Genomic DNA, 11,857 nt, shown 5'->3' on the forward strand with positions numbered 1-11,857 from the left:
TCACCCCAGGGCGACCGGCAGGCGGTCGACGCCGGCGATGAAGCTGGAGGTGATCCGCCCGACCTCGCCGTCGAGGCGCAGCCGGGGGTACCTGGCGAGCAGCTCGTCGAGCATGACGGTGATCTCCAGCTTCGCCAGGCGCGTGCCGAGGCAGAAGTGGGGGCCGGTGCCGAAGGCCAGGTGCGGGTTGGGGTCGCGGGACAGGTCGAGGCCGTGCGGGCCGGCGAACACCTTCGGGTCGCGGTTGGCGGCGGTGTACCACAGGACGACCTTGTCCCCGGCCCGGACGGCCTGCCCGCCGAGCTCGGTGTCCCGGGTGGCCGTGCGCCGGAACTGCATCACGGGGGAGACGTGGCGGACCAGTTCGTCGACGCCCGTCATCGTCAGCCCCCCGTCGCGGGCGAGCCCCTCCCACAGGCCGTGCTCCTGGAGCGCGATGACCGCTCCCGACAACGAGTTGCGGGTGGTCTCGTTGCCCGCGATGACCAGGAGGATCCAGAACATGCAGAAGTCGTCGTCGGTGAGCCGCTCGCCGTCGATCTCGGCGTTGGCGACGGCGGACATGATGTCGTCGCCGGGCCGGGCGCGGCGGTCGGCGGCGACCTGCCTGCCGTACTCCAGGGCCGCGGCGAACGTCGCCACCGCCGCGGCGGGGTCGCCCGCGAGCTCGGCGTCCTCGAAGCCGATCATTGCGTCGGACCACTCCACGATGAGGTGGCGGTCGGCCTCGGGCATGCCGAGCAGGTCGGCGAGCACGCGGGTGGGGAGCTCCTTGGAGACGGTCGTGACGAGGTCCACGGATCCGGCGCCCGCGAGGCCGTCGGCGATCTCGCGGGCGTGGCGCCGGATGGAGGCGCGCAGCGCGTCGACGGCGCGCGGCGAGAACGTGGGCGAGATGATCTTCCGTAGCCGCGAGTGCTCCGGCGGGTCCATGAAGAGCATCATCAGGCGCAGCCCGGCGAGGGTGAGCTCGTCGGCGTTGAAGAGCTGGACTCCGCCCAGGTAGGAGGAGAAGACGTCCGGCCGCCGGGACGCCTCGTGCACCAGCTCGTGGCTCGTCACGGCCCAGAAGCCCGGGGACGGCGGGGCGGGCAGCCCGCTGGAGGCCTCGCTGGCCCGGAGCGCGACCGGCCGCTCGTCGTTCCAGGCCACCGGCGCGGCGGCGCGCAGGACGTCGAACGCGGCGTGCGGGGGCCCCGGCAGGTACGTCGTGGGGTCGGAGAGGTCCACGCCGCAGAGGTCCGCGACGCGGGGCGCGCCCTCCGGAGCCGACTGCGGTTGTCGTACGTCCATGCGACACGTCCGTTCTGTGCGAAGGGGGCTCGACGTGCGTTCCACGGGGCGCGGCCGAGGCGGCGGCACCGGCCTTTGACAATACACATTTGCTTCTGTGTCCTGTCAAGGAAGGCGGTACCTTGGGGGCGTGCGCACACACGGATGGGGCGGGTCGCCACCCGCGAGCGACGACGAGGCGGTCCTCAGGATCAAGGACGCGACCCACCGGTGCGTCGCGGAGCACGGCGGCGCCACCACCATCGCCCATGTCGCGGCGGCCCTCGGGATCAGCCGCCAGACCGTCTACCGGTACTTCCCGAGCACCGAGGCGCTGCTGATCGCCGCGGCGCTGGACGGGGTGCGGCCCTTCCTGTCACGCCTGTCGCGACGGCTCCGGCATGTCGCCGATCCGGGTGAGGCGCTGGTCGAGGCGGTGACCTACACGCTCGGCCAGATCCAGAAGGAGCCGTACCTGAAGCTCCTCCTGGACGCCGGAGGGGGCGATTCGCTGCTGCGGAGCGTCACCTCGGACACCGCGAGGGTCATCGGCCGGACCCTCCTCGACCGGACCGCGGTGGACTGGGAGGCCTCCGGGATCGGCCCCGAGCAGCGGAACGAGCTGATCGAATGGACTCTGCGCGTCGTGCAGTCCCTCCTCCTGGACCCGGGCGACCCCGCGCGGAGCCCCGCCGAGCTGCGAGGCTTCCTGCACCGCTGGCTCGCGCCCTCCGTCGAAGCCGCCGCGACCCGCTCGAAGGCGGACAGCCCTCGGGCGTCGTGATCCCGGCCGCGCCCTCGAAGGGGCGCGACTTCACCGGCCGGGTCGCGCGCTGAGAGGGCGGGCCGCCTCACGCAGGCGCTGGGCTGCGGCTTCGGGGGCGACGTCGTTGATGAAGGCGCCCGCCCCGGATTCGCTGGAGGCCAGGAACTTGAGCTTGTCGGCGGCCCGCCGGATCGTGAAGACCTGCCCGTAGAAATGGTCGAGCACGTCGCGGTGCCGGACGGGCGCCTGGTGCCAGCAGGCCATGTAGGGGGTCGGGTCGTCGAAGAGGCGGTCGAACCGGCGGAGCACGTCCCCGTACAGGACCATCAGCTCGTCGCGCTCATCGTCGGCCAGGGCCGCCAGGTCGCCCGCGCACCGGCGCGGCGCGATGTGCACCTCGTACGGCCAGCGGGCGGCCTCGGGCACGTAGGCGGTGAACCGGTCCGTCCCGGCGACGACGCGCGGTCCGGCGGCCTCGCGTTCGACGACCGAGCACAGCAGGCAGCCCCCGGTACGCGCGCGGTGCTCGCGGGCGCTGTCCAGCACGGCGGCCTGCGTCGGGGGGAGGTAGGGGTAGGCGTAGATCTGCCCGTGCGGGTGGGCCAGGGTCGCGCCGACGTCGGCTCCGCGGTTCTCGAACACGAAGACGCTCTCCACCTCGGGCAGCAGCGACAACCGCGCGGTGCGGTCGGCCCAGGCCCGGCCGATCGTCGCCAGCCGCCCGGCGGGGAGCTCCGCCACCGGCCGCTCGTGGTCGCTGGAGAAGCACACCACCTCGGTCCGGCCGCCGACCGCGCCGCCCAGGGAGGAGAACCGGTTGCCGAACACGGCCACGTGGTAGTCGTCCGCCGGGATCTCGGTCGGACGCCCCGGCCGCGACGGGCACAGCGGGCAGTCGCCGGCCGCGGAGCCGGTCGTCCTGACCTGGCGGTGCGCCGCGACCAGGACCGGCTGCCGCGTCAGCGGATCGAACCGCAGCTGCGCCCCGGAGACCGACGGGGCGAGCCCGCGGGTGTCGGGCGCCGACCGGTCGTGTCCCGGCCCGTCGTCGTAGTAGGTGATCGAACGGCCGTCGGAGAGCAGCCCCTCGACCGGGTGCAGCGGCTCCTGCACCAGCAGGGCATGATCATTCTTTGACACGTTTCGAACCTATCTCAACGTTTTCGAACGTTCTCCCGATAGCCTCTCCGGGCTCGGGTTGAACTAGACGCAAGGGGACATCTGGTGCTGAAGAAGCTGACCGCGACAACCCTCGCCGCGACGATGGTCACCGTGGCCCCGGTCGGGGCGGCGGAGGCCAGAGCCCGGCCCAAGGCGCCCAAGGGCGTGTCGGCCGCCTCCGCGATCCTCTACGACGCCACCGCGAAGAAGGTCCTCTGGAAGCGGAACGCCGGCAAGCGCATGCCGGTGGGCAGCATGAACAAGGTGGCGCTGGCCATGGTGGTCCTGGACGGGGGCGGGCTGGGCAGGAAGATCAAGATCCGGCAGAAGTACAAGGACTGGGTCGACGACTGGGGCGCCAGCAACAGCCGCCTCGTCCCCGGCGACGTGCTCACGGCCCGTCAGCTGCTGGAGGCGATGCTCATCGAGTCGGGCAGTGACGCCGCCTACGCCCTCGCCGAGGCCTACGGCGGCACCGGCGGGCACCTCGGAGCCCAATTGAAGATGAACACCCTGGCCAAGCGGCTCGGCATGAAGAACACCCGCTACACCTCGTTCGACGGCCAGCCCGCCAAGGGCGACGGCACCACCGCCGCCGACCAGCTCAAGCTCGCCCGCCACGCGATGAAGAACAAGACCTTCGCCTCGATCGTCAAGACCGTGAAGAAGGACATCGTCTCGGAGACCGGCCGCAGGTACCCGTTGCGCACCCACAACCTGCTCCTGCGCGGCAGCGGGATCGACGAGGACAACACCGGCTACCCCGGCCTGCGGGGGATCAAGACCGGCACCACCGGCACCGCGGGCGCCTGCTTCATGTTCAGCGCCCGCCGCAAGAAGCACACGGTCTACGGCATCGTCCTCAAGAGCTCCTCCGGCGAGGCGCGCTTCCAGGACACCGTCAAGATGCTCGACTGGGCCTACGGCACCAGGACGGCCGTCACCCTCACTCCGGCACCGCCGCGCCTCAGGGGCGAATGACACGACCGCGAACGACGGCGAAAGCCCCCGATCGGAGATCGGGGGCTTTCGCCGTCTCCGGGCAGGGCTCTGGAGTGCGGTTTCCGGGGGGAGCGGGGGGCCGGCGTATGAGTCGCGTAAAGAACGCGGGCCTTGGCGTATGGAAGGCGTTAGCGCACGCCGGAAATCCGAAAATCGGGTGTTTTCTTCTCTACGGCGCCGTCAACGGGGCGGTGCCGGCACTCATCGGATCTCTGCGAACCGGAGAAGAACAACAGCCATGGCAGACCTCGTGCTCATAGCGCTGACCATCGCGGTCTTCGCGGTGCTCGGCCTCGTCGTGAAGGCGGTGGGACGCCTGTGAGTCCCGACAACATCATCGGCTTGGTCCTCGCGGTCGGATTGATCGTGTTCCTCATAGTGGCTCTGATACGTCCGGAGAAGTTCTAAATGGGCTCCACCACCGCGGGGGTCGTCTTCATCGTCTCCCTGCTCGTCGCGCTCGCCCTCGTGCACGTCCCCCTGGGCGACCACATGTACCGGGTGCTGAACTCCACCAAGCACAACAAGGTGGAACGCGGCATCTACCGGGCCATCGGCGTGGACCCGGACTCGGAGCAGAAGTGGAGCACCTACGCCAAGAGCGTCCTGGCGTTCTCGCTGATCTCCTTCCTGCTCCTCTACGGGCTCCAGAGGCTGCAGGACAAGCTGTTGCTGAACCTGGGCCTCGACCCCGTGCCCGACCACGTGGCGTGGAACACCGCGGCCAGCTTCGTGGCGAACACCAACTGGCAGGCCTACTCGGGCGAGAACACGATGGGCCACCTGGTCCAGATGGGCGGCCTGGCCGTCCAGAACTTCGTGTCCGCCGCCGTCGGCATCGCCGTCGCCATCGCGTTCGTCCGCGGGTTCGTGCGCAAGAGGACACAGGAACTCGGCAACTTCTGGGTGGACCTCACCCGCGCGACGTTCAAGATCCTGCTGCCGATCGCGGCGGTCGGCGCGATCGTCCTGATGGCGGGCGGCGTCGTGCAGAACTTCGCCGACCCGCAGGCGGTCACCACGGTGACCGGCGGCTCGCAGACCGTCACCGGCGGGCCGGTCGCCTCCCAGGAGGCCATCAAGCTGCTGGGCACCAACGGCGGCGGCTTCTACAACGCCAACTCCGCGCACCCGTTCGAGAACGCCACGGGCTGGACCAACTGGATCGAGATCTTCCTGATCCTGGTGATCGCCTCCTCGCTGCCCCGCACGTTCGGCCGCATGGTCGGCCAGAAGAAGCAGGGCTACGCGATCGTCGCGGTCATGGGCGTGCTGGCACTGCTGTCGATCACCGCCACCACCGCCGCGCAGGTCGCCCACCACGGCACCGTGGCCGAGGCCGTCGGCGCCTCGATGGAGGGCGTCGAGCAGCGCTTCGGCGTCGAGAACTCCGCGATGTTCGCCTCCGCCACCACCCTCACCAGCACCGGGGCGGTGAACTCCTTCCACGACTCCTACACCAGTCTGGGCGGCGCCGTGCTGATGCTGAACATGATGGTCGGCGAGGTGGCGCCCGGCGGCGTCGGCTCCGGCCTGTACGGCATGCTGATCCTCGCGGTGATCACGGTGTTCGTCGCCGGCCTCATGGTCGGGCGCACCCCCGAGTACCTCGGCAAGAAGATCGGCGCCCGCGAGATCAAGTTCGCCTCGATGTACTTCCTGGTCACCCCGGCGCTGGTGCTGATCGGCACCGCGACCGCGATGGCCTTCGAGGGGCCGCGGGAGGGCATGAACAACCCGGGGGCCCATGGTTTCTCCGAGGTGCTCTACGCGTTCACCTCCGCGTCGAACAACAACGGGTCGGCGTTCGCGGGACTGACGGTCAACACCTGGTTCTACGACATCGCGCTCGGCCTGTGCATGCTGCTGGGACGGTTCCTGCCGATCATCCTGGCCCTCGGCCTGGCCGGGTCGCTGGCCCGCCAGACCCCCGTCCCCGTGTCCGCGGGCACGCTCCCGACGCACCGGCCGCAGTTCGTCGGCATGGTCGCCGGCGTCACCCTCATCCTCGTCGCCCTGACTTTCTTCCCGGCGCTGGCCCTCGGCCCGCTGGCAGAAGGGATCCACTGATGTCCACCCCCGTGCAGGCACCCCGGCAGGCGCCCGAGCAGGCGTCCGAGCAGGCGTCGGCCAGGGTCTCCAGCGGTCTGCTCGACCCCAGGTTGCTGCTGGCCTCGCTGCCGCTCGCGGTGCGCAAGCTCGACCCGCGCGTCATGTGGCGCAACCCCGTCATGTTCATCGTGGAGATCGGCGCGGTCTGGGCGACCTTCCTGGCCGTCCGCGAGCACACCGTCTTCGGGATCGCGATCGCGGTCTGGCTCTGGCTGACGGTGGTCTTCGCCAACCTGGCCGAGGCCGTGGCCGAGGGCCGCGGCAAGGCGCAGGCCGACACCCTGCGCAGGGCCAAGAAGGACACCACCGCGCGCAGGCTGGTGAACGGCGGGGAGGAGGAGGTCCCGGCGGCCGATCTGCGCCAGGGCGACGTCGTGGTGGTCGAGGCCGGGCAGATCATCCCCGGTGACGGCGACGTCGTCGAGGGCATCGCCTCGGTGGACGAGTCGGCGATCACCGGCGAGTCCGCCCCGGTCATCCGGGAGTCCGGCGGCGACCGGTCGGCGGTGACCGGCGGCACGAAGGTGCTCTCCGACCGGATCGTCGTGAAGATCACCCAGAAGCCGGGCGAGTCGTTCGTCGACAAGATGATCGCCCTGGTCGAGGGCGCCTCCCGGCAGAAGACGCCGAACGAGATCGCCCTCAACATCCTGCTGGCCGCGCTGACGATCATCTTCATGATCGCGACCGTCACCATGCAGCCGTTCGCCGTCTGGGGCAGGCTGAGCAACCCCGGCGTCCCGGACACCGCGGCGCTGGACGGGAACGGGGTGACCGGCCTCGTCATGGTCTCCCTGCTGGTCTGCCTCATCCCCACCACGATCGGCGCGCTGCTGTCGGCGATCGGCATCGCCGGCATGGACCGGCTCGTGCAGCGCAACGTCCTGGCGATGTCCGGCCGCGCCGTCGAGGCCGCGGGCGACGTCAACACCCTGCTGCTGGACAAGACCGGCACCATCACCCTGGGCAACCGGCAGGCGTCGGAGTTCACCCCCGTCGGCGGCGTCTCCCCGCAGGAGCTGGCCGACGCCGCGCAACTGTCGTCGCTGGCCGACGAGACACCCGAAGGACGCTCCATCGTGGTGTACGCCAAGCAGGCGTACGGGCTGCGCGAACGCCACCCGGGCGAGCTCGCGCACGCCGAGTGGATCCCCTTCGCCGCGCAGACCCGCATGTCGGGCGTCGACGTGGACGGCCGCAGCCTCCGCAAGGGTGCCGCGTCCGCGGTGGCCGACTGGATCCGCGCAGGCGGCGGCATCGTCTCCCCGGAGCTCGGCGACGTGGTGGACGGCGTCTCCGCCGCGGGCGGCACGCCGCTGGTCGTCGGCGAGATCACCGACGGCGGGGCGCGCGTCCTGGGCGTCATCCACCTCAAGGACGTCGTCAAGTCCGGCATGCGCGAGCGGTTCGACCACATGCGCGCCATGGGCATCAAGACGATCATGGTGACGGGCGACAACCCGCTCACCGCCAAGGCCATCGCCGAGGAGGCGGGGGTCGACGACTTCCTGGCCGAGGCCAAGCCCGAGGACAAGCTCGCCTTCATCAAGGCCGAGCAGGACGGCGGGTGCCTGGTGGCGATGACGGGCGACGGCACCAACGACGCCCCCGCCCTGGCCCAGGCCGACGTCGGCGTGGCGATGAACACCGGCACCTCCGCCGCCAAGGAGGCCGGGAACATGGTCGACCTCGACAGCGACCCGACGAAGCTCATCGAGATCGTCGAGATCGGCAAGCAGCTCCTCATCACCCGCGGCGCGCTGACCACGTTCTCCATCGCCAACGACATCGCCAAGTACTTCGCGATCATCCCGGCGCTGTTCGTCGGCCTCTACCCCGGCCTGGACGCCCTCAACATCATGCGGCTGGACAGCCCGCAGTCGGCGATCCTGTCCGCGGTCATCTTCAACGCGCTGATCATCATCGCGCTGATCCCGCTCGCCCTGCGCGGCGTGCGGTACCGGCCGAGCTCGGCCTCCCGGCTGCTCAGCCGCAACCTGGCCGTCTACGGGCTCGGCGGAGTGCTCGCCCCCTTCGTCGGCATCAAGATCATCGACCTTCTGATCCAGTTCGTCCCCGGGATCGCCTCATGAACACTCTGCCCGGCTGGCTGCGCCAGCACCTGGCGGCGCTGCGCGCGCTGCTGGTCCTCACCCTCGTCTGCGGGGCGGCCTACCCGCTGGTCATCACCGCCGTCGGCCGGCTCCCCGGCCTGAACGGCAAGGCCGAAGGCTCCTATGTCGAGGTCGACGGGAAGCGGGTCGGCAGCGAGCTGATCGGCCAGCCGTTCCTCGACGGGAACGGCGACCCCCTGAAGCAGTACTTCCAGGTCCGCGAGTCCCACGCCGGCGACGGCTGGGACCCGATGGCCACCGCCGCGAGCAACCGCGGCATGGAGGACATCGTCGACATCCTGCCCGACCCCGCGCTGGTGGCGGCGGGCCAGGAGGACGAGAACGCGCGCGAGTCGCTGCTCACCACGGTCTGCGCCCGCAGCCTGAAGTACGGCGAGCTCGACGGGGTGGACGGCTCCCGTCCCTACTGCACGGACGACGGCGTCGGCGCGGTCCTGTCGGTGATCGGCCCCCGCGACGCCACGGGCACCGTCTCCCGCCCCGTCAAGGTCGTCAGCGTCAACGAGGCCTGCCCCGCCGCCCCGTTCATCGCCGAGTACAGGGGCGTCAAGGTCGAGTGCGCCGCCTACGGCGAGGACTACGGCGAGGGGCAGATGGTGCCGGTCAGGGGCGACGCCCCCGAGCGGCCGGCCGTCCCCGCCGACGCGGTCACCGCCAGCGGCTCGGGCATCGACCCGCACATCTCCCCGCAGTGGGCGCGGCTGCAGGCCGGGCGGGTCGCCGCCGCCCGCGGCGTCCCGGTCGACCGGGTCGAGCGGCTGATCGGGGAGCACACCACCGGCCGCGCCCTCGGCTTCATGGGCGCGCCTGCGGTCAACGTCCTCACCCTCAACATCGCGCTCGACGAGACGGCGCCCTTCCAGGGCTGAGAGAGAAGAGGGGAACATCCATGGCCAGGGGTCGGCTCCGCATCTACCTGGGGGCCGCCCCCGGCGTGGGTAAGACCTACGCGATGCTCGGCGAGGGCCGCCGCAGGGCCCAGCGGGGGACCGACGTGGTCGTCGGGCTCGTGGAATGCCACGACCGGGCCCGCACCCTCGCCCGCCTGGAGGGCCTGGAGGTCATCCCCAGGCGCGTCGTGACCTACCGGGGCGCGGAGTTCACCGAACTGGACACCGACGCCGTCCTCGCCCGCGCCCCGCAGGTCGCGCTCATCGACGAGCTCGCGCACACCAACGTCCCGGGCAGCGGGACGGAGAAGCGCTGGCAGGACGTGGAGCGCCTGCTGGAGGCGGGCATCGACGTCGTGTCCACGGTGAACGTCCAGCACCTGGAGTCGATGAACGACGTCGTCGAGAAGATCACCGGGATCCCGCAGCGCGAGACCATCCCCGACGAGGTGGTGCGCCGCGCCGACCAGGTCGAGCTCGTCGACATGTCCCCCGAGGCGCTGCGCCGCCGCATGGCGCACGGCAACATCTACGCGGCCGAGAAGGTCGACGCGGCGCTGTCCAACTACTTCCGCGTCGGCAACCTGACGGCCCTGCGCGAGCTGGCACTGCTGTGGGTCGCCGGCAAGGTGGACGACCAGCTCGCCCGCTACCGGGACGACCACGGCATCGCCGGGACGTGGGAGGCCCGCGAGCGCATCGTCATCGCGCTCACCGGAGGCCCCGAGGGCGCCGCCCTCATCCGCAGGGCCACCCGCATCGCCGCCCGTTCCAAGGGCGCGGACCTGCTCGCGGTGCACGTGACGCGCAGCGACGGCCTGTCCGGGTCCCGGCCCGTCCAGCTCGCCCGGCAGCGCGAGATCGTCGAGAACCTCGGTGGGAGCTACCACCAGGTCGTCGGCGACGACGTGCCGAGCGCCCTGCTGGAGTTCGCGCGGGCCGTCAACGCCACCCAGCTCGTGCTGGGCGTGTCCAGGCGCGGCAGGTTCGCCCAGATGCTGAGGCCCGGCGTCGGGGTGACCACGACGGCGATGTCCGGCTCGATCGACGTGCACATGGTGACCCACGAACAGGCGCACAAGGGACAGAGACGCCCGGTTCGGGATCCCGGGCCGCCCACCCGCCGCCGGGCCGGGGCCTGGGCGCTGGCCGTCCTGGGCCTGCCGCTGCTCACGTTCCTGCTCTTCCAGGCCAGGACCGGGCTGACGCTGCCGAGCGACATCCTGTTCTACCTGGCGGCGGTGGTCGGCATCGCCCTCGTCGGCGGCCTGTGGCCGGCGATGTTCACCGCGGTCGGCGGCTTCCTGCTGCTCAACTACTACTTCACCCCGCCGGTCCACCGGTTCACCATCGCCGAGCCGGAGAACATGATCGCTCTGGTGGTGTTCGTGCTGGTGGGCGTCGGGGTGAGCGCCGTCGTGGACCGGGCCGCGAAACGTTCGCGCGAGGCCCTCCGGCTGCACGCCGACTCCGAGGTGCTGTTCGGCCTGGCCGGAAACGTGCTGCGCGGCGAGCACGCCATGGGCAGCCTGCTGGGGCGGCTGCGGGAGACCTTCGGCCTGGTCTCGGTGACGCTGCTCGAACGCCCGGAAGCCGGATCGGGCTGGCGGATCGTGGCGACCGTCGGCGGCCGCCCCTGCACCGGCCCCGAGGACGGCGACACCGAGATCCCGATCGCCGAGGACCTCGTCCTGGCCCTGCGCGGACGCACCCTCGCGGCGTCCGACCGCAGGATCCTGGAGGCGTTCGCGGCCCAGGCCGCGGGCGCGCTGCGCCACCAGCGCCTGGCGGCCGAGGCCGAGAAGGCGCGGCCGCTGGAGGCCGCCGACCGCATGCGGACCGCGCTCCTCAGCGCCGTCAGCCACGACCTGCGCACCCCGCTGGCCTCGGCCAAGGCGGCCGTCGACAGCCTGCACAGCTCCGAGATCGACTGGACGGACGAGGACCGCGCCGAGCTCGTCGACACCGCAGCCCAGTCGCTGAACCGGCTGGACCGGCTCGTGGCCAACCTGCTGGACATGAGCCGCCTGCAGGTCGGCGCCCTGGGCATCACGGCACGGCCGCTCGCCCTGGACGAGGTGGTGCCGCGCGCCCTGGACGAGATCGGGCCCGCCGCGCGGGGGGTCTCCGTCCAGGTCCCGCACGACCTGCCCGCCGTCGACGCCGACCCCGCGCTGCTCGAGCGCGTGCTCGTCAACGTCGTCTCCAACGCGCTGCGGTACGGGCCGCCCGGCCTGCCGGTCCTGGTCACCGCCAGCGCGCACCGCGACCGCGTCGAGCTGCGGGTCGTCGACCGCGGCCCCGGCATACCCCTCGCCGACCGGGACCGGGTGTTCCTGCCGTTCCAGCGGCTCGACGACCGCGACAACCACACCGGTGCCGGGCTCGGCCTCGCCCTGGCGCGCGGCCTCACCGAGGCGATGGGCGGCGAGCTCGTCCCCGAGGACACGCCCGGCGGCGGCCTCACCATGACCGTCTCACTCCGCATCCACCCGGGGACCAGATGACCAGAATCCTCG

General features: G+C 71.4%; 9 protein-coding genes. 7 read left to right on the forward strand and 2 right to left on the reverse strand.

Annotation, left to right across the window (positions count from 1 at the left end; translation table 11 throughout):
• Entirely contained in the window at window positions 1-1,293 is a 1,293-nt protein-coding gene (locus C2865_RS24435; protein WP_106400893.1) for a cytochrome P450, read from the reverse strand.
• A 130-nt stretch (window positions 1,294-1,423) separates the two neighbouring features.
• Between C2865_RS24435 and C2865_RS24440 the strand changes: the two genes are divergently transcribed.
• Window positions 1,424-2,056, forward strand: a complete 633-nt coding sequence (locus tag C2865_RS24440) for a TetR/AcrR family transcriptional regulator (protein ID WP_106400894.1) — start codon at window positions 1,424-1,426, stop codon at window positions 2,054-2,056.
• A 30-nt stretch (window positions 2,057-2,086) separates the two neighbouring features.
• Here C2865_RS24440 and galT read toward each other — a convergent pair whose 3' ends face one another.
• A complete protein-coding gene (gene galT, locus C2865_RS24445) occupies window positions 2,087-3,178 on the reverse strand; it encodes a galactose-1-phosphate uridylyltransferase (protein WP_232835798.1) in 1,092 nt (363 codons plus the stop codon).
• Window positions 3,179-3,262: 84 nt separating this feature from the next.
• On the opposite strand from galT, the gene C2865_RS24450 reads away from it, so the two are divergent.
• From C2865_RS24450 to C2865_RS24480, 6 genes are all read left to right on the forward strand, one after another.
• Window positions 3,263-4,180 (forward strand): D-alanyl-D-alanine carboxypeptidase family protein, encoded by a 918-nt coding sequence (locus C2865_RS24450; protein WP_106400895.1) that lies wholly within the window; start codon window positions 3,263-3,265, stop codon window positions 4,178-4,180.
• A 339-nt stretch (window positions 4,181-4,519) separates the two neighbouring features.
• The gene (gene kdpF / locus C2865_RS41890; protein WP_106400897.1) at window positions 4,520-4,609 is read left to right on the forward strand and encodes a K(+)-transporting ATPase subunit F; all 90 of its coding nucleotides are present in this window, start codon (window positions 4,520-4,522) and stop codon (window positions 4,607-4,609) included.
• Window positions 4,610-6,271, forward strand: a complete 1,662-nt coding sequence (gene kdpA, locus C2865_RS24465) for a potassium-transporting ATPase subunit KdpA (RefSeq protein ID WP_106400898.1) — start codon at window positions 4,610-4,612, stop codon at window positions 6,269-6,271. It abuts the gene before it with no gap.
• Entirely contained in the window at window positions 6,271-8,406 is a 2,136-nt protein-coding gene (gene kdpB / locus C2865_RS24470; RefSeq protein ID WP_106400899.1) for a potassium-transporting ATPase subunit KdpB, read from the forward strand. Before kdpA ends, kdpB begins: the two co-directional genes overlap by 1 nt.
• On the forward strand, window positions 8,403-9,317 hold the full coding sequence (locus C2865_RS24475) for a potassium-transporting ATPase subunit C (protein ID WP_106400900.1): 915 nt from the start codon (window positions 8,403-8,405) through the stop codon (window positions 9,315-9,317). The genes kdpB and C2865_RS24475 overlap by 4 nt, the downstream gene beginning before the upstream one ends.
• Window positions 9,318-9,337: 20 nt before the next feature.
• A complete protein-coding gene (locus C2865_RS24480) occupies window positions 9,338-11,845 on the forward strand; it encodes a sensor histidine kinase (RefSeq protein WP_106400901.1) in 2,508 nt (835 codons plus the stop codon).
• Window positions 11,846-11,857 lie beyond the last annotated feature (12 nt).

This window comes from Actinocorallia populi (genome assembly GCF_002995495.1).
GTDB lineage: Bacteria > Actinomycetota > Actinomycetes > Streptosporangiales > Streptosporangiaceae > Actinocorallia > Actinocorallia populi.

Coding starts and splice junctions, on each gene's coding strand:
- kdpA (WP_106400898.1), top strand. CDS start 4,610: ATGGGCTCCACCACCGCGGGGGTCGTCTTCATCGTCTCCCTGCTCGTC.
- C2865_RS24480 (WP_106400901.1), top strand. CDS start 9,338: ATGGCCAGGGGTCGGCTCCGCATCTACCTGGGGGCCGCCCCCGGCGTG.
- kdpB (WP_106400899.1), top strand. CDS start 6,271: ATGTCCACCCCCGTGCAGGCACCCCGGCAGGCGCCCGAGCAGGCGTCC.
- C2865_RS24475 (WP_106400900.1), top strand. CDS start 8,403: ATGAACACTCTGCCCGGCTGGCTGCGCCAGCACCTGGCGGCGCTGCGC.
- C2865_RS24435 (WP_106400893.1), bottom strand. CDS start 1,293: ATGGACGTACGACAACCGCAGTCGGCTCCGGAGGGCGCGCCCCGCGTC.